Origin of the sequence: Dactylosporangium sp. McL0621, from assembly GCF_049995355.1 — a bacterium.
Lineage (GTDB): Bacteria > Actinomycetota > Actinomycetes > Mycobacteriales > Micromonosporaceae > Dactylosporangium.
This window is the reverse complement of record NZ_CP188259.1, coordinates 12,469,283-12,493,189: the sequence shown is the minus strand read 5'-3', so window position 1 is coordinate 12,493,189 and position 23,907 is coordinate 12,469,283. Positions and strand designations below refer to the sequence as shown.

Below are 23,907 nucleotides of genomic sequence, written 5' to 3'. Positions count from 1 at the left end.
TGGTCGGAACGAAAAGTGTCAATCACGGTCCGATGCGCGACCCGGCCCCGAGACGGCAAGGTTTCGGCCATGACGACGCAGACCGTTGTTCTGGAGGGCGTCCGGGCCGCTTATGGCGACGGCGCACGGCAACTCGTTGCGCTCGACCACGTCTCGGTGGCGTTCGAGCGCGGCACGTTCACGGCGGTGATGGGACCCTCCGGCTCCGGGAAGTCGACGTTGCTGCACTGCGCGGCCGGCCTCGATCGCCCGGTCGGCGGCTCGGTCACCGTCGACGGGGTCGTGCTCGACAACCTGAGCGAGGACGACCTCACGCGGTTGCGACGCGATCGGATCGGGTTCGTGTTCCAGGCGTTCAACCTGGTCTCCGCTCTCACCGCCGAGCAGAACGTCTCCCTGCCGATGCGCCTCGCCGGTCGCCGCCCACCCGCGGCGGATGTGGTGGCCGCGCTCGCCGCGGTCGGGCTGGCCGACCGGCTCCGGCACCGCCCGAGCGAGCTCTCCGGCGGCGAGCAGCAGCGGGTGGCGGTCGCCCGGGCCCTGATCAGCCGCCCGGCGGTCGTGTTCGCCGACGAGCCAACTGGCGCGCTGGACAGCGTGACGTCGCGCCACATTCTCGACCTGCTGCGGGCGCTCGTCGACGAACACGCCCAGACGGTGGTGATGGTGACCCATGACCCGGTCGCCGCCGCCCGCGCCGACCGGATTGTGTTCCTCGCCGACGGCGGGATCGTCGACGACATCCGTGGCCCGCTCACCGCCGAGGCGATCGCGGCCCGCACCGCGCACCTCGAGGAGCTGATGGCGGCGAGCATCACCCACCTCGACGGGCCGATGGAGGTGAGCGGCACGCACCTCGAAGGGCCGGTGGCGGCGAGCGGCACGCACCTCGAAGGGCCGGTGGCGGCGAGCGGCACGCACCTCGAAGGGCCGGCGGCGGCGACCGCCACCCACGTCGAAAGGCCGGTGGCGGCGAGCGTCATCCACCTGGAGGGGTCGTGCTGAAGATCCGCCGGATGGCCGGCGCGCTCGTCGCCGTGGTGGTCGGGATCGCGCTGGTCGTGCTGGCCCTGCTGCTGCTCCTCGCGGGCCGTCCGATCGTGCCGGACCGGCTCGCCGCGGCGGCCGTGGTCGTGCAGGCCTCCGGGAGCCGCAGCCCGGCCGAGGCGTTTCCGCCGACGGTTCCGTGGTCCGCGGCCAGGACGGAGGAGCTCCGCCGAGAGCTCGCCGCGCTACCCGGCGTCGAGACCGCCGTCGCCGACCGGAGTTTCTACGTCCAGGCGCTCGTGGACGGGCGGCCGCCCGCGGTTGCGGGGCAGCGGCAGGACACGTACGAGGGGCACGGCTGGTCCTCGGCGCGGTTGGGTGGCCTGTCGCTCGTCGCCGGGGCGGAGCCTCGAGGATCGGGCGAGGTCGTCGTCGACCGGGCGCTCGGGTTCCGGCCGGGGGACCCGGTGACGCTGCTGACCGCGACGGGGCCGGTGCGGTACACCGTGACCGGACTGGTCGATGCGCCCGGCTATCTGGTGGCGGACGAGGTGGCCGCGGAGCTGGCGCCGGGGGTGCGCGCGATCGGGCTGGTGCTCGGGGCGGATGCGGAACCGAGCGCGGTAGCGGCGGCCGCGTGCGGAATTGTCGGGGCCGACGGGAGGGTGCTGTCCGGCGACGAGCGGGGCGCGTTGGAGCCGCGAGACGACGCGCGGGCCCGGTGGATCGGCATGCAGGCGCTCACCGGGGTGGCGACGCTCGCCGGGTTCGTCACGGTGTTCGTGGTCGCATCGACGTTCGCGTTCACCGTCGCCCAGCGAAGGCGGGAGCTCGGGCTGCTGCGGGCGATCGGGGCGACGCCGCGGCAGGTGCGGCGGATGGTGTACGGCGAGGCGCTGCTCGTCGGCGTCGTCGGAGCCGTCCTCGGCATGGTCGTCGGGGCGGCGGCGGCACCGATCGTGGCGCGGATGCTGGTCGGAGGCGGGTTCGAGCCGGCGACGTACGAGGTGCGGTACGGGCCGCTGCCGTTCCTGGTCGCGCTCGCGCTGGGGCCGATGGTCGCGCTGCTCGGGGCGTGGTCGGCGGCTCGGCGCGCGGCCCGGGTTCGGCCGCTGGAGGCCTTGCGCGAGGCGGCCGTCGAGCAGCGGTCGATGGGGCGGACGCGCTGGGTGGTGGGCGGGTTGCTGCTGGCGCTGGGCACGGTCCTGGCCATCGGCACGGCGACCGCGGACGATGCGCAGGACGGGGCGACGCTCGCGTTGTACAGCGCCATGGCCCTGATCACCGGGATGGTGGCGTTGGCGCCGGCGGCGGTGCGACCGATCGTGCGGCTGTGGCGACTGCCGTTCCGGCGCGGAGGCGGGGCGATCGGGCTGCTCGTGCGCGAGGGGGCGACGACCGCGGCGCGGCGGACGGCGTCTACGGCGGCGCCGGTGCTGCTGACCGTCGCGTTCGCGGTACTCGTCGCGGGGATGGTGCGGACGTCGACGGCGGCGTACGCCGCGGGGCGGGCCGCCGGCGTCGACGCGGGGCACGTGCTGGTGCCGGACCGCACACCGGGGCTGTCGGATGCCGCCGTGGCCGCCGTACCGGGGGCCGCGATGCTGCCGAGCACCGTGTTCGCGGCCGAGGACGGGAGCGGGCCGGGCCTGCGGGCGTGGAGCGTGCTCGGGGTCGACACGGCCGCGTTCGCCCGGGCCGATCGCGGGGCGCGTGTCGTCGCGGGCTCGCTCGGAGACCTCGGTTCCGGGGACACGGCGGTGGTCACCGAGTCGGTGCATAGCGGGGTTGGGGACGCGTATCCGGTGGTGTTCGCGGACGGCGAGCGGGTGTCGTTGCGGGTCGTGGCGGTGGTGGCCGATCGTTCGGTACGAGCGGATCTGTTGCTGTCGCGGGAGACCGTCCGGCGCCATGATCCGTCGGCGTTGACCTCGGCCATCTACCTGCCGGACGGCGGGGATGCGGTGCCGGGTGCGCCGGCGGGTACCGGGGCGCGGGTGACCGACGTGGCCACGTGGGCCGCCGAGGCGGACAGCTCCGAGGATCGGCTCGTATGGCTGTTCACGCTGATGCTGATCGGGGTGTCGGCCGGGTACGGGGCGATCGCGGTCGCGAACACGCTGCTGATGGCGGCCCAGGGGCGCGGGGCCGACCTGCGGGTGATGCGGCTGGCGGGGGCGACGCGCAGGCAGGTGGCCGGGTACGTCGCGGCGGAGTCGGCGCTGGTGGTGCTCATCGGGGCGGTGCTCGGCGGGGTGGTCGCGTTCGGGGCGCTCGTGAGCATCCGGGCCGGGCTCAGCCAGCAGGTGGGGGCGGCGGTCGAGCTGGTAGTGCCGTGGTCGGTCGTCGGCGGGGTGGTTGGGCTCTGTCTCCTGCTCGCGCTGCTCGCGGGGGTGCTTCCCACCCGGCGGATGCTGCGGGAGCGTGCGATTCGGATGCCGTCATGAGCGGGCGGAACGGCGGCAGTCGAGTGCCCGCCGTCCGTCCGGTGTGGACAGTCGGCGGGCACTCGACCCTGTGGGAGTCAGGCCTTGGAGATGGCGTCGCCGGTGACCTTGATGGCGATCGCGGCGAGCGCCTTTTTGGCGGGGCCGGCGGCTACGGTGCCGTCGGCGACCTTGAAGCGGCTGCCGTGGCAGGGGCAGTTGATGGTGCCCTCCGACACGTCACCGACGATGCAGCCGGCGTGGGTGCAGACGGCGGTGAAGCAGCGGAAGGTCCCGGCCGTGGGCTGTGTGACGACGATCTTCTGGTCGGCGAGGACCTTGCCGCCGCCGACCGGGATGTCGCTCGTGCTGGCGAGGCTCGCGCCGCTCGGGGCGGTCTGGTTCGCCCCGCTGCTGCTGCCGTCGTCGTCGTTGGCGTCGTCGTCGGCGGGGGCGCTGTCGGGGCCGTACGCGGCGCAGCCGGAGAGTGCCGTCGCGAGGCCGACGGCGCCGGCGCCGGCCAGCAGGGTGCGTCGGGTAGGAGTGCCCATGGTTCTTCGCGCCCCTTTCAGAGCTTGACGCCGAACGTGGTGAAGAACCACAGGGCGGAGGTGACGAACAGGCCGGCCAGCGCGGTGAAGACGAGGCCGCCGAACAGCGGCAGCGCCCAGTTGGGGACGCCCTTCTTGGCGAGGATCAGCATCTTGGCCGTGAAGACGCCGTAGAAGAAGCAGCCCAACAGGGAGTGCAGGAGGACGCGGGTGTTGTAGTCGTCGAAGCCGAGCGCGTAGAGGCAGTGCAGGGCCACGGGAATGGAGGCGATGAAGGCCAGGCGGCCGGACCAGCGGTGCACGGGGCCGAGCCACTGGGCGTTGTTGAGGATCGGGATCTTGCCGTACATGACGAGGGCGGTGAAGAGCTGCACCAGGGCCAGGACGAAGGCGACTGTGGCCAGCCACACCTTGACCGTTGCCGGGCTGGAGAAGCCGGCGACGTTCACGGCGATGCCCGTCGGCTCGTGGAGCTTGCCGTAGACGCCCAGGCCGGCGGCGACCAGGCAGGCCACCAGAAACGGGACGATCAGGGTTGCGGTGGTCTTCGGGCTGGTCGGGGTTGCGGCTGGAGCGGTGGCCGGGGCCGCGGGGGTGGCCAACGCTGGGGCCGCGAAGGCCGGGGCCGCGAAGGCCGGGGCCGCGGAACCGGGGATGGCTGAGTTGGGGGTGGCGAAGGACGGAACGGTGGAGACCGGGAGCGCCGAACCTGGGACACCGGAGGACGGAGCCCCGGAGGACGGAGCCCCGGAGGACGGAGCCCCGGAGGACGGAACCGTGGAGACCGGGAACGGGGAACCTGGGACACCGGAGGCCGGCACCCTCGAGAACGGGACTGCGGAAGCTGGGACCCCAGAGGTCGGGACCCCAGAGGTCGAGGCTCCAGAGGTCGAGGCTCCAGAGGTCGGGGCCCCAGAAGGCTCAGCAGAGGGGGCGGATGGGGAGTAGGTGGGAGGGGGAGTCGGGGCGGAGTAGGCGGGTGCGGCTGGGAATGAGGGCTGGGCGGGCTCGGAGTACAACGGGTCGACCGTGTAGGCCTGGGGTACCTCGAACGGCTTGGCGTCCGACGGTGGTAGGGGGGACGGGTCCGGGATCGGGGGGAACTCCACGCGCTTCAGTGGCTCGTCGGCGTTGTTGAGCGGGGCGGTCATCTCGCGGGCTCCTCGCTCAGTATCCGGTCGCGGGGCTGGTGGGTTCGATCGTCACCGCGGTGCCGTCGACCACGGCGGTCTTGTTGTTCACGTCGAAGGGCGGGGCCGGCTGCAGGACGCCGTTGCGGGTTTCCACGCCCACCTGCTTGCCGTCCGGCAGGACGATCCAGCTCGCGTCCAGCTTCTTGCGCAGGCTCGCCTGGGAGCGGTAGAGGCCCGACGGGGGCGCTACCGCCTTGATGGTGAAGGTCCACGTCTTCGTGCCGGCCTTCACGGTGCCCTTCATCTGGGCGGCGGTGTACGTCGCGGTCAGGTTGCCCGTTGCCTTCGCGCTGTTGAGCTGGGCTTCGCCGTTGGCCATGTCGCCGTCCATCCAGGACTCGGCGGCGCGGCCGTCGCAGACGTACGCGATGGCCTTGCCGTTCTTGACGACCACGCCCAGGGAGGCGGCGCCGCCGTCCACCGCGCCCGCGTAGGTGATCGTGCCCTGCTGGGCCGCGTTGCCCGTGCCGTCGCCGGGCGGCGGCGTCGAGGGCTGGGCGGAGGTGGGGGCCGGGGCCTGGGCCTGGGACGGGGACGCGGCGGGCGCCGCCGCGGTCGCGGCCTTGTTGCGGGCCGCCTCGTTGGTGACGCTCACATTCATGCCGTACAGCACGCCGGCCACGACCAGGCCGGCGCCCAGGGTGATGAGCGGTGCCTTGAGTTTCATCGGTAACTCCCACAGGTTGAGCACCGTGTCGGTGCTTCATGGCTTATGAGACCGAGGTTGCGCCGCCGTGTCTGCGTCGAAAGACGCAGAGCGAGATGTCCAGAACGAGACGGCTCGGATCCGCGGGAGAGGTGGGACCCTTATGCGGATCGATCGACGGACCTAGGGAGGGGCGAGATGCCACGCGTCATCGTCTGGGCCGCGCATCTCGCGCTGCCGCTCGCCGGGCTCTGGCTCCTGCTGAGCCGGCCCGGTACCGACGTCATCTGGCAGCACCATCAGACGCACTTCTGGCTCGTCATGATCGTGGCGGGCGTCAACGTGATCGTGGGCGTGGCGATGGGTGTCGCGGCGCGGCGGCGCTCCGACGGGCGGCTGTTCCTCGTGTCGCTGGTGTTCCTCGCCGCGGCCGGGTTTCTGTTCGCGCACGCGCTCGCCACGCCCGGCGTGCTGATCGGGCACCCCAACGCCGGCTTCGACCAGTCGATGGCGGTCGGGCTGATCGTCGGGTCGGTGCTCGCGGTGCTGTCGTCGCTGAAGCTGCCGAGCGGGATCACCGGCTGGCAGCTCGGGCTGCGGATCGCGCTCGGGCTCGTGCTGTTCGTGTGGATCCTGTGGTCGCTGTCGGACCTGCCGCCGCTGTCGCGGCAGGACCAGATCCGCGACGTCGAGGGGCCGCTGGTCTGGGTGTCCTGGGCCGCGGTGGCGCTCTACGTGGCGGCCGCGGTGCGTTTCTTCCTGTTGTACCGTCGCAGCCCGGGCGCCGTGCTGATCTCTGTCGTGACCGCGTTCGCGCTGCTGGCCGAGGCCATGGTGGCCGTCACGCTGGCCGACAAGTGGCGGCTGTCGTGGTGGGAGTGGCACTTGATCCTGACGGCCGCGTTCCTGTTCGTGGCCTACAGCGCGTATGTGCAGTACCGCCGCGAAGGCAGTGCCGCGGGGCTCTTCGACGGCATCGCGATGGCCGCCACGAACCGGCGGATCCGGCAGCAGTACGAGGCCGCGCTCGAGGAGCTGGTGGCCGCGCTGCAGGAGTCCGAGCAGGGGGCGGCGCCCGAGCGGCTGGCGGCGCGGATGGCCGAGCGCTTCGGGCTCACCGAGAAGCAGGCGGAGGTCCTGGACCGGGCGGCCGCCGCGCTGGTGGCCGAGCGGCAGCTCTCGGAGCGGCTCGGCGCGCTGGTCGCCGTGGGCGAGCAGGCGCGGGTCGGGGCCGGCGAGGAGGAGTTCCTGCGGGGCGCGGTCGAGGCCGTCCGCGGCTCATTCGGTACCGTCGAAATCGCCCTTGTCTCCGACGGAGAGATCGAGGAGCGGCCCGATGCGTTGCCGCTGACGGTCAAGAACATCAAGGCGGGCGCCGTCACGATTCCGGCCAGCACCCGCGCCGAGCTGCGCCAGACGCTCGCGCACCAGCTGTCCATCGGGCTGGAGAACGCGCGGTTGTACGGCGAGCTGTCGACCCTGTTCCGCCAGTACATGTCCCCGGACGTCGCCGCGGCGCTGCTGGCCGACCCGGACCAGGCGGCGCTGGGCGGGCGGCTGGTCGACGTCACCGCGCTGTTCGCGGACCTGCGCGGGTTCACCACGTTCTCCGAGGCGGTCGAGCCGGGCGACATCGTGGAGATGCTCAACCGGTACCACGGCGTCGCGGTGCCCTGCATTCTCGACAACGGCGGCACCATCGTGCAGTTCGTCGGCGACGCGCTGCTGGCGCTGTTCAACGCGCCCGCGCGGCAGGAGGACCACGAGGCCCGGGCGGTGCGGGCGGCGCTGCAGATGCAGGAGGCCGTGCGCGGGATCGCCGAGGGGCACCCGGACTGGCCGCGGTTCCGCGTCGGGGCGAACACCGGGCCGGCGCTGGTCGGCAACATCGGCAGCGAGCTGCTGCGCGGGTTCAACGCGATGGGCGACGCGGTGAACGTGGCCGCGCGGCTGCAGACGATCGCCGAGCCCGGGCAGGTGGTGATCGGCGGGGTCACGTACGACGCGATCGCCGAACGGGCCACCGCGACGCCGTTGGGGGAGCTGGAAGTGAAAGGTCGCCGACAGACAGTCCGCGCCTATGTGGTGGAGACTTTGGCGTGACCGAGTTCTTCGAACTTCTGCACGCCGACGAGCAGGCCGCGCTGGAGGCCGCCGGGCACCGCAAGCAGTGGCGGCGCGGCTCGGTGATCTTCCGCGAGGCGAGCCGCTCGGAGGCGGTGATCATCCTGCGGTCCGGGCGGGTCAAGGTCTCCTCCGACACGGCGTCGGGCACCGAGGTGGTGCTCGCGGTGCGCGGGCCGGGGGCGCTGCTCGGGGAGCTGTCGGCGATCGACGGCGGCCTGATGTCGGCGACCGTGACGGCGCTGGAGCCGGTGACCGCGCTCTCGGTGCCGTCGCCGGACTTCGAGCGGTACCTGCTGGGCCACGCCCGCGTCTCGTTCCTGCTCATGCGCGAGGTGACCCGCCGCCTGCGCGACGCCGACCGCAAGCGCATCGAGTTCGGCGCCTACGACACCACCGGCCGGGTCGCGGCCCGGCTGGTCGAGCTGGCCGAGCGCTTCGGCGAGCCGTCGCCGGAGGGGCTGCGCATCAGCCTGCCGCTGTCGCAGGACGAGCTGGCCGGCTGGACCGGCTCGTCGCGCGAGGCGGTCACCAAGGCCCTGCGCACGCTGCGTGAAGAGGGCCTGATCCAGACGGGGCGACTCCACGTGATCGTCCATGATCTCGATGCACTCAGAGACCGCGCTCAATAAATGGACGACCCTTGTTTTGACCCTCGCAAACATGCGTAAACCCCGATGTTGATCTTCAGGAGGCGAGAACAGCCCCTAGTCTTCCGCGACAGGTGCATCGAGGCATCGACGCAGGGCCTCGGTGCGGAAGCCCCACCAGGGAGGTACCTGTGCGTAAGTTGACCGTGGGACTGCTCAGTCTCACGCTCGCGTCGGGGATGGGGGTGTTCGTCGGCGGGGGTGCGGCCCATGCCGTGCCGGCCCAGGCGCCGTCCGTCGACGCGGCGTCGCCCTCCGACGAGCTGATCACGGCCGACGAGCAGAAGCAGCGCGCTGCTCGTGAGGTCGCCCTCTCGCAGGTGCTCACGGGTCAGGCCCAGCCGGAGAAGCGTGGCGCGAGCACGGTCGTGAACATCGGCAAGACCGACCGGAGCAAGGGCCACGTCGACAAGTACGTCGAACTGGGCCGTGAGAAGACGGACAAGATCTTCGTGGTGCTGGCCGAGTTCGGCAACACCCGCCACCCGTCGTACCCGGACCAGGACACCAACCCGGCCATCGCCGGCCCGGCCAAGTTCGACGGCCCGCTGCACAACGCGATTCCGCAGCCGGATCGCACCCGGGACAACTCGACGATCTGGAAGCCGGACTTCAGCCGGCAGTACTTCGAGAACATGTACTTCGCCTCCGGCAACGGGGTCGAGTCGCTCAAGACCTACTACGAGAAGCAGTCCTCCGGCCGCTACAGCGTCGACGGCATGGTCTCGGACTGGGTGAAGGTGCCCTACAACGAGGCGCGGTACGGCCGCAGCAACGGCTTCCCGTGCACCGGCAACGTGTGCAGCAACAGCTACTACCTGATCCAGGACGGCATCCAGGCCTGGGTCGACGCGCAGCACGCGCAGGGCAAGTCCGACGCGGACATCAAGGCGACGCTGGCCTCCTACGACCAGTGGGACCGTAACGACTACGACCACGACGGCGACTTCAACGAGCCGGACGGGTACATCGACCACTTCCAGATCGTCCACGCCGGCGGCGACCAGGCCGACGGTGACCTGATCCAGGGCGAGGACGCGATCTGGAGCCACCGCTCGACGGCGTTCCCGGGCGACAGCACCGGCCCGGCGTACAACATGCGCGGCGGCACCCAGGTCGGCAACACCGGCCTGTGGGTGAGCGACTACACGATGCAGCCCGAGAACGGCGGCCTGAGCGTGTTCGCGCACGAGTACGGCCACGACCTGGGCCTGCCGGACCATTACGACACCTCGGGCGCCGGCGGCAACGCCGAGAACCCGGTGAACTGGTGGACGATCATGGCGCAGAGCCGGGTCAGCCTCCCGAGCGACAACGGGATCGCGACCCGCGCCGCCGACCTCGGCGCCTGGGACAAGCTGCAGCTGGGCTGGCTGGACTACACCACGGTCAACGCCGGCAAGACGAAGCTGGTCGACCTCGGCCCGCACGAGTACAACAGCAAGAAGCCGCAGGCGGTGGTCGTCAACCTGCCCAAGAAGAAGGTCACGACGCCGCTGGCGACACCGCCGGAGGGCACCAAGTCGTGGTGGAGCGGCTCGGGCAACCTGCTCGACAACTCGCTGACCCGCAACGTCTCGGTCCCGGCGGCCGGCACCACCACGCTGACGTTCCAGGCCAACTGGGACATCGAGGACTGTGGGCCGGACCCGTGTGACTACGCGTACGTCGAGGTCGACGACGGCTCCGGCTTCAAGGAGATCCCGGGCTCGATCACGAACGCGGCCGAGGGCGACGGCATCGACGGCACCAGCAACGGCTGGGTGCCGGCGACGTTCGACCTCTCCGCCTACGCGGGCAAGACGGTCGGCCTGCGCTTCCGCTACGTCACCGACCCGGCGGCCGGCGGCAAGGGCTTCTTCGCCGATGACATCCGCATCACCAACGGCGCCACCACGGTGTTCGCCGACGGCGCGGAGAACGGGCTCAACGGCTGGACCGCGGTCGGCTTCACGGCGGTCGGCGCGTCGCTGACGACGGAGTACGACAACTTCTACATCGCGTCGCACCGCACCTACGAGTCGTACGACAAGTACATGAAGACCGGCCCGTACAACTTCGGGTTCGCGGACAAGCCGCAGTGGGTCGAGCACTTCCCGTACGAGACCGGCCTGCTGGTCACGTACTGGGACACCTCGTACCGCGACAACAACACCAGCCAGCACCACGGTGAGGGCCTGATCCTGCCGATCGACTCGCACCCCGACCTGGCGCTCAAGGCCGACGGGACTCCCTGGCGGCCGCGCATCCAGGGCTTCGACGCGCCGTTCTCGTTCGCGCGGACGGACTCGTTCACCCTGCACTCGGGCGCGACGAGCGCGCCGAGCCAGCTCGGCGGCCAGTGGGGCAACCCGCTGTTCGACGACAGCAAGAGCTACTACCGGGAGGACCCGGCGACCAGCACCTACTACGGCGTGAAGGTTCCCAACAACGGCGTGAAGATCTTCGCGCTGCTGGAGAACGGCACGTCGATGGCGGTACTCGTCACCGGCTGACCGGAACCGATCGAACCGGGAGGAGGTCCAAGGAGTATGAAAGCTCCGCTGGGCCTCCTCCTGGCCGTTCTGCTGCTGGCCGGATGCGCCACCGCACCGAAGACGGATGAACCCGCACAATCCGCCGCACCGGCCGTCTCTGTTTCCCGGGAACCGACGATCAGCATTCCGCCGGGCGTGCCGAAGACGACGAAGGTCGAGCCGCCGGTCGACGAATTCCAGCAGGTCGTGACCGAGGGCCGGGTTCGCGTCACTGGTACCTGCATCGAGCTGATCACCGCGCAGCTGAACTGGGTGCTCATCGGGCCCGCCGCGGACGGCCTGCGCGACGGCCAGCAGGTGAAGGTCACGGGCGTGCCGAACCCGAACCGCGAGACCATCTGCACCGGCAGCCCGCTGCTCGTGTCCAGCGTCGCGCCCGTGGGGTGACGTTCCCGGGGCGACTCCGGCTGACCGTTGAGGCATGACCACCACGCCCTTCCAGGTCACGACCCCCCGGCTGACGATCCCGGTGGGCCCCGACGACCACACGTTCGGCCCGGCGAGCGCCCCCGTGTCCCTGGTCGAGTACGGCGACTTCCAGTGCCCGTACTGCGCCATGGCCCACGTGATCCTCCATGACCTGCTGCGGCTGCGGCGGGAGACGGTGCGGTACACCTTCCGCCACTTCCCGCTGACCAACGTGCACCCCTACGCCGACCTCGCCGCCGAGGTGGCCGAGGCCGCCGGGGTGCGGGGCGCGTTCTGGCCGATGCGCGACTGGCTCTTCGCCAACCAGGCCGGCATCAACCCGCGCCGGCTCATGGTCGGCGTCGAGCGCCTCGGCCTGCCCTCGGCCGAGGTCGGCGACGAGGTCGGCGCGCACCTGTACCTCGACCGCGTCCGCCGTGACCTGGTCGGCGGCGTGCGCAGCGGCGTCGCCGGCACCCCCACGTTCTTCGTCAACGGCATCCGCCACGACGGTGGCTACGCGCTGGACGACCTGCTCGAGGCGGTCGACGAGGCGGCCGAGACAGTACAGCGGCACAACGAACACGCACCGTAGCGGGCCCGGCATTACGCAGCGCACACGTTCGGCGGACGGTGAGTGGACCGTCCGCCGTTCAGGAGCGTGCCGCCAATGGGCCGGATATTCCGGTGCGTAATCGGCGGCGGTGAACTCCGGAAATTCCGGACATCACCGTGCGTGAAAAACCAACGCTGCAACATCCGTCAATTCGGTAATGGTCGGCGGCGATTATCCGATTTTGCGCGCCGATGGTTGCGGTCCGTCAATGCGCAAGGCATGCTTTCCGATCGGGTCGCACGTGTCTTTCGGGCCCTAACTGTCAGATCTGGGGTAATGGGGGCCCTGGGCGGGGCGACGATTGGTGACGGGTACGCGGTCGAATGCTGCTGGCCGATGACTTCTTTCTCATTGCGCACGACGACCGGGATGGCCGATCCCGGCTGTCCGCGCGCGCGGTGGAGCTCGGGCTGGCCGGGGCCCTGCTCGGCGAACTGGTACTGGAGCAGCGGATCACCGTCGAGGGTCCGCGGCTGCGGGTGCTCAGCGGAGAGCCGCCCTCCGACCCCCTGGCGCACACCAACCTGGCCACGATGGTCGCCGAGGTGCAGCACCGCGAGGTGCGCACCTGGCTGCAGTTCCTCGGGCGCACGGCGGTCGACGAGGTCGGCACGCGGCTGGCCCGCAACGGCATGGTGGAGCAGACCCAGGTGCGGCGCCTGCTGCGGTCCTCGACCCGGTGGCTGCCCACGGACATCAACCTGCCGGCGGGGCGGGTGGTGCGACTGCGCCGCCTGCTCACCGGATTCGAGCCCATGCGGGTCGCGGACACGACCCTCGCCGGCATCGCGGAGGCGACCGGGCTGACCGGGCACATCCTCTGGGACCGCGACCCCTCGGGCGGCAGAAGACTTCAACACGCGATCGGCGCCCTGCCGCCACCGCTGCGCGACCTGATCCTGCAGGTCGAGTCGGCGGTCGGCGACGCGGTGCTGTCGCAACGCGGGTGACGGCGCGGCTCGGACTTCCCTCTCCCCCTTCCCCCCTCAAAGAAACCCTGGAGGACCGATGTCCGCAACGTCGCCTGCGCGACCGAGCGTGGTATCCCAAGCACTGGCCCGCGACCGGCTGGGCGTGCCTTCCGTCATCATGTTCGCCCTGACCGCGGCAGCGCCGCTGATGGTCGTCGGCGCGCTCGTCTCGACCGGCTGGGGCGTGGTCGGCACGACCGGGTTCCCGCTGGCCTTCCTGATCATCGCGGTGATCCTGGCGCTGTTCAGCTTCGGCTACGTGGCCATGTCGCGGCACATCACGAACGCCGGTGCCTTCTACTCGTACATCGCGCAGGGCCTGGGCCGGCCGCTGGGCGTCGGCGGGGCCATGGTGGCCCTGGTCGCCTACAACCTGCTGCAGGTCGGCCTGTACGGCGCGTTCGGGGCCTTCCTGTCGCAGCTGCTCGCCGAGAAGGCGGACGTCACCATCGACTGGTGGGTCCTCGCCCTGGTGCTGTGGCTGTTCATCGCGGTCCTGGGCCTGCTGCGGGTCGACGTCAACAGCAAGGTCCTCATGATCCTGCTCGGCGCCGAGCTGATCGTGGTCACGATCTTCGACGTGATCTTCTTCAGCCACCCGGCCGGCGGCTCGCTGAGCTTCGAACCGTGGAGCTGGGGCGCGCTGCAGGACAGCGCCGGCCCGGCCTTCGCGGTCGCGACCACGGCGTTCGTCGGCTTCGAGGCCGCCCCGGTCTTCGCCGAGGAGGCGCGCAGCAAGAACCGCACCGTGGCCCTGGCGACGTTCCTCGGCCTCGCCGTCATGCTGCTGTCGTACTCGCTCACCAGCTGGGCGGCGTCGGCGAGCATGGGCGTCGACGCGACCGTCGGGCAGGCCCAGCAGACCCTCGACCAGGGTGGCCCGTTCTTCCCGGCCCTGGTCGCGGCGAGCGGCAACTGGGCCAGCGACCTCGGCCGGACCCTGCTCATCACGAGCATCGCGGCGGCGGCGCTGAGCTACCACAACACGACCGCCCGGTACGCGTTCGCGCTGGGCCGCGAGCGAGTGCTCCCGTCGTTCTTCGGGCGCACCCGGGCCCGCTCGGGCGCCCCGATGGCCGGCTCGCTGTTCCAGACGATCATCGCGGCCGCCACCATCGTGCTGTTCGCGGTGACCGGCTGGGACCCGCTGGTGAACCTGTTCTTCTGGCTGGGCACCGCGGGCGGCGTCGGCGTGCTGCTGCTCGTCGCGGCGACGTCCCTATCGGTGATCTTCTACTTCGCGCGGGACAGCCGTGGCGAGAGCGCCTGGTCGCGGCTCGTCGCGCCGATCCTGGCCACGATCGCGCTCGGCTACGTGATGTGGCAGGTGTTCGACAACTTCGGGCTCCTGCTGGGCATCCCGCCGGACGCGAAGAACGCGGCGGTGTGGGCGTTCCCGGCCACCTACGGCATCGCCGCGGTCATCGGCATCGTCTGGGCGCTCATCCTGCGCGGCCTCAACCGGCAGGACTACGAGGCGATCGGCCTCGGCGCCCGGGCCAACACCGCACGCATCGAGACCGCGGACGCGGTCGAGGTTCGTTAGATCCGGTTGTACCCGAGGGAAGACAACAGCGAGGGGAGGTCGGCGGTGGCCGGCCTCCCCTCGCTGTTTCACATACGCCTGCCGCCGGGTGTTACCCGGCTTCGCATACGCCGTCCCTTGGCGGGGTGTTACCCGTAGGTGAGGGCCGGCGTGGGCTCGACTCGGTCGGCGACGGCGCGCAGCCGGCGAGCGGCGAAGCCGCGCACCTTCTTCATCGTGGCCGACTCGGGACGGCGGTCGTCGACGACCGGGGCGTTCGGCAGCGCGGAGTGCATCTCCAGCCGGACGGCCTCGAGCGAGACGATCATGGCGATCGGGGTCATGACTGCTCCTTGGTGGGGTTCGGGCCGGTGGTCGCCCTGACCACCAGCGATACGGGCAGCGTCAGGCGACGCCGCGCCGGGTCCTCGGGCGGGTCGAGCAGGAGCTCGCCCGCGAGCCGCCCGCGCTCGACGCTGGGCTGGCGGATGGTGGTGAGGCCGGCCGGCTCGGCCTCGCCGATGTCGTCGAAGCCGGTGACCGACACGTCCCGGCCGGGGCGCAGGCCCCGCACGCGCAGCGCGTCGAGGACGCCGAGCGCGAGGACGTCGGAGGTGGTCAGGATCGCCGTGGCCCGGTCGAGCCGGTCCAGCGCGTGCGCCGCGGCGGCCGAGCCCTCGTCGCGGCTGTTGTCCGCCGCGTTGATGAGCAGCACCCGGTCCCACTCGACGCCGGCCTCGGCGAGCGCGTCGCGGAACCCGCGCACCCGCTGGCCGGTCACGTAGTACCGCAGCGCGTCGGGGTCGGCGTCGACCGGCCCGGTCACGCCGCCGTCGACGATCCAGTGCGCGACGACCGCGATGTCCCGGTGCCCGAGCCGGGCGATGTGCTCGCCCAGCCGGTGCGCGGCCGCGCGCTCGTCGATGCCCACGTAGCCGGCGTCGGGGCCGAACGCGTTCGGGTCCTCGCCGATGACGATCGGCACGCCCCGGGCGCGGATCAGCTCGAGCGCGCCGTGCCAGTCGGGCACGCAGTAGAGGCAGAAGGCGTCGACCGCGGCGTTGCTCACGATCCGCCGTCCGGCCTCTTCGTCCTGGGGCAGGTTGAGCAGCAGCAGCGAGGTCTCCCGCGCCGAGGCCGCCTCCGCCAGTCCGCGCAGGTAGGCCACCGCATAGGGGTCGGTGAACGCCATCGACAGGTTGTCGGTGAGCAGCACGCCGATCGCGTTGACCTTGCCGCGGCGCAGCGACCGGGCCGTCGGGTTGGGGCCCGAGTAGCCCAGCCGCTCGGCCGCTGCGAGGATCCGGGACCGCAGGTCGGGGGAGAGCTGATCCGGGCGGCTGTACGCGTTCGACACGGTGCTCCGCGACACGCCCAGCTCGTCGGCGATGGTCTGCAGGGTGGCGGGCATGGCCTGGATCCTCCCTTCCGGCTGTATCGATCCAGTTCCTTCTGTATCGATACAGTACGCCGAGGCGGCCCACGCTGCCAGGCTTTTGCCGGCTCCTGGCATGTGGGCCGCAACACGTGCTCTGAGCTGCGGATTTAAACGTCACGCAATAGCGCGCCACCACGGTTCAAGTGCCGGTAACGCGTCGATGTTCACCCGGTCACCCGGGCGCGGCACAACGAGCTCGATGTCGCGCGCGCGGGCCTCCTCGACCAGCCGCTCGACCGGCTCCGACCACGCGTGCAGGGCGAGGTTGAACGTGCACCAGTGCAGCGGGATGAGCACCCGTGCCCGCACGTCGAGGTGCGCGCTCGCGCCGTCCTCGGGCTTCATGTGGATGTCCGGCCAGGCGTCGTTGTACGCCCCCACCTGGATCAGCGACGCGTCGAACGGGCCGTGCTGCTCTCCGATCTGCTTGTACCCCTCGAAATAGCCGGAGTCGCCCGTGTAGAACAGGCTCCGGCGCGCCCCCTTCACCACCCACGACGCCCACAGCGTGCCGTCGCGGGTGAACCGGCGGCCGGAGAAATGCCGGGCCGCCGTCGCGGTCAGCGTGATCCCGCGGATCTCGGCCTGCTCGTCCCAGTCCAGCTCGATCAGCCGGTCCGTGGGCACGCCCCAGCGCTCGAGGTGCGCCCCGACGCCGAGGGGTACCAGGAACGGCGCCTGCTGGGTGCGTTGGAGCGCCCGGATCGAGTCGAGGTCGAGGTGGTCGTAGTGGTCGTGCGAGATGACCACGGCGTCGATGCGCGGCAGCTCGTCCAGCGGCAGCGGCACGGGGTGCAGCCGCCGCGGGCCCGCGAACCCCGTGGGCGAGCAGCGATCGCTCCACACCGGGTCGAACAGCACCCGTACGCCCTCGATCTCGACCAGCGCGGTCGAGTGGCCCAGCCAGGTCACGTGCAGCTCGTCCGGCTCCAGCCGGCCGTCGAGCGCGGGCCGTGTCACCGGGATCACGCCGAGCGGCTTGCGCCGCTGTTTGCCCGTGAGCAGCTCGACGAAGGCGTCCCGCATCGCGTGCGGCGGCAGGATGTCGGCCGGCACCGAGTTCACGAACCGGCCGTCGCCGCCGTACTGCGGTGAGCGCCGCATGCGCTCGGCCCGCGCCCCCGCCGGGACCGCCCCCAGCTGCGCCGGGAGGTCACGCAGAGCCCATGCGACGCCGCCGGCGGCGGCCGCCACCGCGGCCCAGGCAAGCACCCGAGTCGTCTTCCCCATTGCTCCGTCGCCTCCAGTTGTGGTGAGGTTCAGCACCCGTCCGTTTCGATTTTCGCTCGGCCCTCTGGGTGACCCGCCACCGGCAGAGCCCCCGTGAACGCCCACGATCTGCGAAAACGTCGATCAACAGGCCTTTGACCGGTGATAACGACCCGGTACAGGGCGTGGGCGGGGCCCTGTTGCCGGACTTCCAGTTGTGCAAGGCTGCCCGCGAACCCCCTCTTTCACGCTTCCCTTTCACGCCTGCCCCGGAGGCCTGTCGTGGTCTGGTACACCAACCAGTCACTTTTGTTGATCCTGCTCGCGTTCCTGCTCGGTCTGCTGGTCGGGTACCTCTGGTGGGGCCTGCGCCTGCGCCGGGTCCGGTCGTCCGAATCCACCACCGAGTCCACCACCGACGCGCCGGTTGCGCTCGCCGAATCGACTTCGTCGGCCGCGGTCGCCGATCCTGAACCCCTTGCTTCGCCGGTCGAGGTGCCTTCGCCGGTTGATGTCGCTCCGCCTTCGCCGGTTGTCGAGGATTCGCCTTCGCCGGTTGTCGAGGATTCTCCTTCGCCGGTCGTGGCAGAAGAGCGCGACCCCGTCGATGCCGATCTCGTGGCCGATGTCGAGTCCGCGTTCACGGCCGAGCCGGCGCCGGTCGTGGTCAGCGAGGAGCCGCAGCCGCACGACAAGCTCGAGCGCATCGAGGGCATCGGGCCGAAGATCGCGGCGGCGCTGCGGGCGGCCGGCATCACGACGTACGCGGCGCTGGCCGACGCCGACCGGTCCACTGTGGAGCTCGCGCTCGAGCGGGCCAATCTTCGGTTCGCGCCGAGTCTTGCGACCTGGTCGCGGCAGGCGCGGCTGCTGGCCGACGGGGACGAGGCCGGCTTCAAGGAGCTGACCGACCGTTTGACCGCGGGCCGGGAAGTCTCCGCCTCGCCGGCCGTGGTCTCGCCTGCGGTGGTCTCGCCGGTCGTGGATGAGCCGGTCGTGGACGAGTCCGTGATGGTCTCGCCGGTCGTGGATGAGCCGGTCGTGGACGAGTCCGTGGTGGACGAGCCGGTGGTTGAGGAGCCGGTGGTTGAGGAGCCGGTGGTTGAGGAGCCGGTGGTTGAGGAGCCGGTGGTTGAGGAGCCGGTGGTTGAGGAGCCGGTGGTTGAGGAGCCGGCGGTGGCTGAGGAGCCGGCGGTGGCTGAGGTCGAGCCCGAGCCCGAGCCCGAGCCGGTTGCCGAGGTCGTGGAAGAGCCCGCGGTCGAGGAGCCGGTGGCCGAGCCTGAGCCCGAGGTCGAGCCGGTTGCCGAGGTTGTGGACGAACCCGCGTCCGAGGTTGTCGTCGTGCCCGCACAGGCGGCGGCGGTCGAGGACGTCGAGCCCGACAATCTGCGCCGGATCGAGGGCATCGGCCCGAAGATGTCGGCGGCGCTGATCGGGGCGGGCATCAAGACGTACCGTCAGCTGGCCGAGACCGACGTAGACACGCTGCGGGCCGCGATCGAGGCGGCCGGGCTGCGCTTCGCGCCCAGCATCGTCACGTGGTCCCGCCAGGCGCAGCACCTCGCCGACGGGGACGAGGAGGGCTTCGCCGACCTCACGCGCCGCCTGGTCGCCGGCCGTGACACCGGGCGGGCCTGATGGCGGGCACCACCCGTACGACGTTGTCGACCGGCTGGGAGGTCCGCAAGCGCAATCCGCTCATCCCGATCGGCGTCGCCGTCGTGGGGCTCGCGGCGCTGGTCGTCACGTTCGAGGTACCGCATAGGCATGCGGTGGAGGACAGTCTGACCGACCGCACGAAGGTCGCGCTCGCCAAGGCGGGCATCGACGCCGACGTGCGGTTTGTCGGGCGGGACGGCACCGTGAAGGTCGGCTCGGCCGACGAGAAGGACAAGGCGCGCGAGGTCACGCTCGGGATCGACGGCGTGCGCGTGGTCGACGTACAGGCCCCGCCGAAGGTGACGACGCCGGAGGTCCAGCGGTCGGCGATCTCGGTCAAGCTGCTGGTCGACAACGGCAAGGTGACGCTCACCGGCACCGTGCCGGCCGAGGGCGACCGGGCGAAGATCGCCGACGCGGTCAAGCCGGTCTTCGGGGCCGAGAACGTGCAGGACGAGATGACCGTCGACGCCACGCGGGTCGCCGACGACACCGACCTGGCCGGGCTGGGTGCGGTGGCGGTCGCGCTGGGCAAGGACGCCAAGGCCGCCGTGGTCGACCTGACCGACCACGTGGTCACGCTGACCGGCACCGTGGCCTCGGCGGAGACCAAGGACAAGGCCGAGACGGCGGCGAAGGCGGCGGCCAAGTCGGTCCGCAACGAGCTCGTGGTGGGCCAGGCGGCCGCGCCGGAGCAGGTACAGACCCAGCTGGTCGCGCTGCCGACGGTCGAGTTCGAGAACGACAGCGCCACGCTGACCCCGCAGGGCCGGGCAGTGGTCGAGAACGCGGCCTCGATCCTGCGGGCGAACCCGAACATCAAGGTCAGCATCGAGGGCCACACGGACCTGACCGGCACCGTCGAGCACAACCAGACGCTGAGCGAGAACCGCGCGCGCACCGTCCTGGACACCCTGGTCTCGCTGGGCATCGCCGCTGACCGCCTGACCTCGAAGGGCTTCGGCGAGAGCCGCCCGAAGGTCCAGGGCAGCGACGCGGCGGCGAACGGCGTCAACCGGCGGGTCGAGTTCATCGTGCAGCAGTAACCCGGGCACGGGCACGAGGCCAATCTCGTGCCCGTCCCCGTGTCAGCGGCCGCGTCAGGGCGCTGACCGTTCGGTGTCAGCGGCGGCCCGCATGGTGGTGGCACACAACAACCGCCACGAAGGAGCGCCCACCATGTCGACCACCCTCACCACCCAGGACCAGAACACCATCCGCCTCGCCGCCTACGGCGCCGTCACCCTCCTGTCCGCCGCGGCCGCCGCCGGTGGTTCGCCGCACAAGGTCGCCAGCAACGGCAGCATCGCCCTGGGCACCTCCACCGGCCTCGTCGGCCACATCCTGGCCAAATACCCCAGCCACAAGGACCTCAACGGCCGCTCCGTCGCCGACATCGCCGACCGGGTCCTGCCCGCGCTGACCGAGGCGTCGGCGCTGCTGCGCACCCAGGCGCCGGACGAGGCCGCCAACTTCCGCGGCACCGTCCTCACCGCCCTGGAGTCGGCCACCCACAACACCCGGCCCACCCCCGCCGTCACCGACATGATCCGCAAGATCACCGCGGCCATCGACGCCGCGTGACCGGTCGGTGGTGACTCAGCCGGTTGCCGTCTTCAGGCCCGCCCTCACCGTCACGCCCGTCACGAGCAGGTGGCCGACCATCCACAGCTCGCCGACGGTGGCCGGCACGGTGAGGGCGTAGGCGAGGCCGGAGCTGTCCGGGGCGAGGAAGGAGACCACGACGCTCAGGACGTAGCCGACTCCGCCGCCGACGAGCAGCCAGCCGAGCGGCCGGGGCATGTAACCGGAGCGGCCCGCGAGCCAGCCCATCGGCACCAGCCAGAGGCCGAAGAACAGCCCGCCGAGGCTGGTCCCGGCGGCGTTGAGGTCGTAGAGCAGCAGCGCCTGGTCCGCCGACGCCGGCGCGGCGCGCACGGCCACGTCGAGCGCGGTGGCCGAGAACATGGTGCCGACCAGGATCGTCACGGAGTTCACCAGTCCGAACGCGGCGATCGAGCCAGCGGCGACCGGGTGGACCGGGCGGAACAGCCGCCAGAACCAGACGGCGGTGACGGCCTGGGTGAGCACCGTCACGGCGTCGGCGACGATACCGAACCGGGCGAGCCCTTCGTGCGCGACCAGGTTCGCCGCCGTACGCGTGGCATCGCCCGGCACGTAGAGCTGGCTACGGACGACGAGGAATCCGAGAATGCCGGAGACGGCGAGGCCCAGATAGGCCAGGCCGGTGATCCGGGCCGTGTGCTTGACGTCGGTCATGCGACTGCCTCCGGTGAACGGGTGGTGGTCGCACCGCCGCGTCAGCCGGGCGGCGCGTCGTACTGGAAAACCGCGTCGAGCGGCCGGTCGAAGATCCGGGCGATCTGGAACGCCAGCTCCAGCGAGGGCGAGTAACGCCCCTGCTCGATCGCGATCACCGTCTGGCGGGTCACGCCGAGGCGGTTGGCCAGGTCGGCCTGCGTCATGCCGTCGGCCTGCGAGCGCAGCGTGCGGATCTGGTTGGTGACCCGGGTGGGCTTCGGGCTCATCAGAAGCCCCGCTGGTACAGCCGGAGCTTTGTGATCGCCTCCACCACCGCGCCGATCGTGCCGAACACGAACAGCAGGTTGCCGATCCAGAAGCTGTGGGCGTCGAGCATCGCCAGCACGAGAGCGCCGCCGAACCCCACGCTGATCACGATCATCGAGGCCCGCCAGCCGCGCCGGCCGATCTCCTGATCCCGCACGTCGGAGGTCACCGTCCCGCCGCAGGCCGGCACCGATCCGCCGCCCCGGGTGGCCTCGGCGACGATGGTGAACACGATGCTGAGCACGATCGAGCCGACGATGGACAGGCCCAGGGTCCACAGCATCGGAACCACCCACGAGATCTCCGCGACCGGCTGGTGCAGGAGCCGTGGCACCATCAGCGCGCCGTAGGCGCCGGACGACACGACGACGGTGGCGAGCGAGGCCCAGACGGTGCGCTCGTTGACCGTCATCCGGACCGGCTCGTCATCGGACAACGGCGAAACGGCGGCCATGAGCCCCTCCAATGTCAAACATCTTGTACATGACGACCGTACGGCGGTACCGGTCGCGAAGTCAAGTATCTTTGACATTCCCAGCTCGCGGCGTCAGGAATGACAGCGCACCCGGGCCAGGATCGTCTCGGGAGCGACCGAGTCGACGTACGAGCTCAGCGCCAGAGCGTGCTCGTCGGCGCCGCGGTCGCCGGTCTCCTCGCTGAGCCAGTCGCCGGTTAGCGTGATGTACACGTAGGTGGACATGGCCTGGGCGGCGGCGCGGGCCAGGTAGGCGTCACGGCTGCCGGCGAGGGTGGCGACCGGGTCGGCGAGCAGGAACTGGAACGTGAAGTAGCGGTGGCGCTGGGTCGCCGCGGCGATGGCGACCGCCTGGATCGCCGGCTGGGCCAGCCAGGGGCCCTGGTCGTCGAAGTCCGACAAGGGCCGGGTGCCGGGATGGGCGGCGGTCAGCTCGGCCCACGCGTCGAACTCGCCGGCCGCGCGCCGCACCGAGCTGTCCCGCACCGCCGCGAAGTCGATCGCGGCCTTGGGCGCCGCGAAGGCGACCCGTCGCCGGCCGGGCCGCAGGCGGTCGAGGCCGCGTGGCAGCAGCGGGAATGCGACGGAGTCACGGGCCGGCTCCCAGCGGTCCCAGGTGGCCGACGGGTCGTACGGGCCGTGGGTGTAGTCGTCGCGGTCGTACGGCGCGAGCGCCGCGGCGAGGGCGGCCGCGACGTCGGCCGGGGGCGTCGGCGGCAGGAAGACGGTGGCGTAGAAGTTCACAGCGCGGCATCCTATGGTCCGTGAAGTCCGCACTGGACAGTCCACAGTAGACGATTACGATTGGTCAGACCGGCAGGGGTTTCGTGCCCAGTCCCTTGATCGAGGCGTGGACCTTCTTGCCGGGGCTGAACAGAACGAAGCAGCGCTGGTGGCGCTCGCCGGCATCCCACTGGTACTTGCTCATGCCTTCCCAGGTGAGCCCGATGTCTTCGCGGTTGTCGAACTGGGCGCGGCTGAGCCCCATGAACGTGGCCACCACGGGCCAGCAGATGTCGGTCGTCCACTTCTTCAGCACGTCCTTGGCGGGCAGCGCGCCGCCGGCCCCGGTGCCGATCTGGACCGCGCCGACGAACTCGGCCTCGTGCGGCTGCGCGCAGTCGATCGGGGTCAGCGCCGAGATCGCGTCCCACCAGCCGTTGGCCGCCTTGTTGCCGACGACGTCCAGGCAACGCAGCGCTTTGGGCGCGTCCCCGGCCAGCGCACCCTTGAGCGACCCGGAGGTGAAGGACATCACGCCGTAAGCGCTGCTCAACGCGTAGACCGAGCAGACGTAGGAGCGCAGGCCGCCGCCCCACGGAGCCCGCGTCGGCATCTGCACACTGATACCGAGCATTCCGGTGTACCAGTCACCGCCGACATAGCCGCCGGCCGCCTGGCCACACGCCGCATACGCGGCCTGGTACCCCTCGCTCCCCGGAGCGGGCGGCTCGGGCGCCTGCGCGGCCTTGCCCTCGATCGTGCCGACGAGCACGACCTCCAGCGTGTGCCCGCGCTCGCACTCGATCGGCGTGGACCGCACGAAGGCCGGATCGAACGGCGCCTTCGACGGGCTGTCCAGGCACATCCCGACCGTCGGCAGATCGAACTTCGCCGCCGCCATCGGCTTCCAGTCGTCGACCAGGTCGCCGTCGGTGCCGGCGACGCGCAGACCGCAGCCGGACAACCCGAGAAGAGCCCCGACAAGCACGGCCGTGATCGCCGTCCGGGCAGGCATCATCATCGCCACTCGTTCCCCCGTGAACCCCACCGGACAGTGGAGATCACGACTGTCTCCGCCACGTCCCGCGTTGTCAACGGCTATACGGCTGACTTTGTGATCCCGGCTCCTCGGCACTCGGCCCGTACCGCAGGGCCGGGGCAAGCCGTACTCGCTCGGTGC

General features: G+C 71.2%; 22 protein-coding genes and 1 pseudogene. 12 read left to right on the top strand and 11 right to left on the bottom strand.

The window, feature by feature from the left end; all coding sequences use genetic code 11:
• Positions 1-69 precede the first annotated feature (69 nt).
• Together ACPPVO_RS59300 and ACPPVO_RS59295 are read left to right on the top strand one after the other, a co-directional pair.
• Positions 70-795 (top strand): annotated as a pseudogene (locus tag ACPPVO_RS59300) (ABC transporter ATP-binding protein); the annotation flags it as partial.
• Between the two features lie 203 nt (positions 796-998).
• Positions 999-3,434, top strand: coding sequence for an FtsX-like permease family protein (locus tag ACPPVO_RS59295; RefSeq protein WP_426508715.1), 2,436 nt, complete (start codon positions 999-1,001; stop codon positions 3,432-3,434).
• Between the two features lie 77 nt (positions 3,435-3,511).
• On the opposite strand, the gene ACPPVO_RS59290 is transcribed toward ACPPVO_RS59295, so the two are convergent.
• The 3 genes from ACPPVO_RS59290 to ACPPVO_RS59280 all read right to left on the bottom strand — a co-directional run bounded on the left by ACPPVO_RS59290 (position 3,512) and on the right by ACPPVO_RS59280 (position 5,824).
• Complete coding sequence (locus ACPPVO_RS59290) at positions 3,512-3,964, bottom strand: Rieske (2Fe-2S) protein (protein WP_426508713.1); 453 nt, start codon at positions 3,962-3,964, stop codon at positions 3,512-3,514.
• Between the two features lie 17 nt (positions 3,965-3,981).
• A complete protein-coding gene (locus tag ACPPVO_RS59285) occupies positions 3,982-4,566 on the bottom strand; it encodes a DUF6529 family protein (RefSeq protein ID WP_426508711.1) in 585 nt (194 codons plus the stop codon).
• Between the two features lie 565 nt (positions 4,567-5,131).
• Positions 5,132-5,824, bottom strand: a complete 693-nt coding sequence (locus ACPPVO_RS59280) for a hypothetical protein (RefSeq protein WP_426508710.1) — start codon at positions 5,822-5,824, stop codon at positions 5,132-5,134.
• A 177-nt stretch (positions 5,825-6,001) separates the two neighbouring features.
• Here ACPPVO_RS59280 and ACPPVO_RS59275 point away from each other — a divergent pair, with 177 nt between their 5' ends.
• The 7 genes from ACPPVO_RS59275 to ACPPVO_RS59245 all read left to right on the top strand — a co-directional run bounded on the left by ACPPVO_RS59275 (position 6,002) and on the right by ACPPVO_RS59245 (position 14,655).
• Positions 6,002-7,906: an adenylate/guanylate cyclase domain-containing protein gene (locus tag ACPPVO_RS59275; RefSeq protein WP_426508709.1), complete on the top strand. Its 1,905-nt coding sequence runs from the start codon at positions 6,002-6,004 to the stop codon at positions 7,904-7,906.
• Positions 7,903-8,559 (top strand): Crp/Fnr family transcriptional regulator, encoded by a 657-nt coding sequence (locus ACPPVO_RS59270; RefSeq protein WP_426508707.1) that lies wholly within the window; start codon positions 7,903-7,905, stop codon positions 8,557-8,559. Before ACPPVO_RS59275 ends, ACPPVO_RS59270 begins: the two co-directional genes overlap by 4 nt.
• A gap of 149 nt (positions 8,560-8,708) precedes the next feature.
• The gene (locus ACPPVO_RS59265; RefSeq protein ID WP_426508705.1) at positions 8,709-11,072 is read left to right on the top strand and encodes an immune inhibitor A domain-containing protein; all 2,364 of its coding nucleotides are present in this window, start codon (positions 8,709-8,711) and stop codon (positions 11,070-11,072) included.
• Between the two features lie 36 nt (positions 11,073-11,108).
• Positions 11,109-11,501 carry a hypothetical protein gene (locus ACPPVO_RS59260; RefSeq protein ID WP_426508704.1) on the top strand — a complete coding sequence of 131 codons (393 nt, stop codon included), beginning with the start codon at positions 11,109-11,111 and terminating at the stop codon, positions 11,499-11,501.
• 34 nt (positions 11,502-11,535) lie between these two features.
• The gene (locus ACPPVO_RS59255; RefSeq protein ID WP_426508703.1) at positions 11,536-12,117 is read left to right on the top strand and encodes a DsbA family protein; all 582 of its coding nucleotides are present in this window, start codon (positions 11,536-11,538) and stop codon (positions 12,115-12,117) included.
• A gap of 344 nt (positions 12,118-12,461) precedes the next feature.
• A complete protein-coding gene (locus tag ACPPVO_RS59250; protein WP_426508702.1) occupies positions 12,462-13,088 on the top strand; it encodes a GOLPH3/VPS74 family protein in 627 nt (208 codons plus the stop codon).
• A gap of 58 nt (positions 13,089-13,146) precedes the next feature.
• Entirely contained in the window at positions 13,147-14,655 is a 1,509-nt protein-coding gene (locus ACPPVO_RS59245) for an APC family permease (protein ID WP_426508700.1), read from the top strand.
• A gap of 128 nt (positions 14,656-14,783) precedes the next feature.
• On the opposite strand, the gene ACPPVO_RS59240 is transcribed toward ACPPVO_RS59245, so the two are convergent.
• The 3 genes from ACPPVO_RS59240 to ACPPVO_RS59230 all read right to left on the bottom strand — a co-directional run bounded on the left by ACPPVO_RS59240 (position 14,784) and on the right by ACPPVO_RS59230 (position 17,302).
• Positions 14,784-14,978 (bottom strand): hypothetical protein, encoded by a 195-nt coding sequence (locus ACPPVO_RS59240; RefSeq protein WP_360368634.1) that lies wholly within the window; start codon positions 14,976-14,978, stop codon positions 14,784-14,786.
• Positions 14,975-16,045 carry a LacI family DNA-binding transcriptional regulator gene (locus ACPPVO_RS59235; protein WP_426508698.1) on the bottom strand — a complete coding sequence of 357 codons (1,071 nt, stop codon included), beginning with the start codon at positions 16,043-16,045 and terminating at the stop codon, positions 14,975-14,977. Before ACPPVO_RS59235 ends, ACPPVO_RS59240 begins: the two co-directional genes overlap by 4 nt.
• Before the next feature lie 141 nt (positions 16,046-16,186).
• Positions 16,187-17,302, bottom strand: coding sequence for an MBL fold metallo-hydrolase (locus ACPPVO_RS59230; protein ID WP_426508696.1), 1,116 nt, complete (start codon positions 17,300-17,302; stop codon positions 16,187-16,189).
• Positions 17,303-17,563: 261 nt separating this feature from the next.
• Between ACPPVO_RS59230 and ACPPVO_RS59225 the strand changes: the two genes are divergently transcribed.
• From ACPPVO_RS59225 to ACPPVO_RS59215, 3 genes are all read left to right on the top strand, one after another.
• The gene (locus ACPPVO_RS59225) at positions 17,564-18,919 is read left to right on the top strand and encodes a helix-hairpin-helix domain-containing protein (protein ID WP_426508695.1); all 1,356 of its coding nucleotides are present in this window, start codon (positions 17,564-17,566) and stop codon (positions 18,917-18,919) included.
• A complete protein-coding gene (locus ACPPVO_RS59220; protein WP_426508693.1) occupies positions 18,919-19,986 on the top strand; it encodes an OmpA family protein in 1,068 nt (355 codons plus the stop codon). Before ACPPVO_RS59225 ends, ACPPVO_RS59220 begins: the two co-directional genes overlap by 1 nt.
• A 133-nt stretch (positions 19,987-20,119) precedes the next feature.
• Positions 20,120-20,524, top strand: coding sequence for a hypothetical protein (locus ACPPVO_RS59215; RefSeq protein WP_426508691.1), 405 nt, complete (start codon positions 20,120-20,122; stop codon positions 20,522-20,524).
• A 15-nt stretch (positions 20,525-20,539) separates the two neighbouring features.
• On the opposite strand, the gene ACPPVO_RS59210 is transcribed toward ACPPVO_RS59215, so the two are convergent.
• From ACPPVO_RS59210 to ACPPVO_RS59190, 5 genes are all read right to left on the bottom strand, one after another.
• Positions 20,540-21,220, bottom strand: coding sequence for a DUF4386 domain-containing protein (locus ACPPVO_RS59210; protein WP_426508690.1), 681 nt, complete (start codon positions 21,218-21,220; stop codon positions 20,540-20,542).
• A 41-nt stretch (positions 21,221-21,261) separates the two neighbouring features.
• The gene (locus ACPPVO_RS59205) at positions 21,262-21,489 is read right to left on the bottom strand and encodes a helix-turn-helix transcriptional regulator (RefSeq protein WP_360394006.1); all 228 of its coding nucleotides are present in this window, start codon (positions 21,487-21,489) and stop codon (positions 21,262-21,264) included.
• The gene (locus ACPPVO_RS59200; RefSeq protein ID WP_426508688.1) at positions 21,489-21,983 is read right to left on the bottom strand and encodes a hypothetical protein; all 495 of its coding nucleotides are present in this window, start codon (positions 21,981-21,983) and stop codon (positions 21,489-21,491) included. The genes ACPPVO_RS59205 and ACPPVO_RS59200 overlap by 1 nt, the downstream gene beginning before the upstream one ends.
• A gap of 93 nt (positions 21,984-22,076) precedes the next feature.
• Complete coding sequence (locus ACPPVO_RS59195; RefSeq protein ID WP_426508687.1) at positions 22,077-22,748, bottom strand: hypothetical protein; 672 nt, start codon at positions 22,746-22,748, stop codon at positions 22,077-22,079.
• A gap of 64 nt (positions 22,749-22,812) precedes the next feature.
• Positions 22,813-23,748: a septum formation family protein gene (locus ACPPVO_RS59190; protein ID WP_426508685.1), complete on the bottom strand. Its 936-nt coding sequence runs from the start codon at positions 23,746-23,748 to the stop codon at positions 22,813-22,815.
• Positions 23,749-23,907 lie beyond the last annotated feature (159 nt).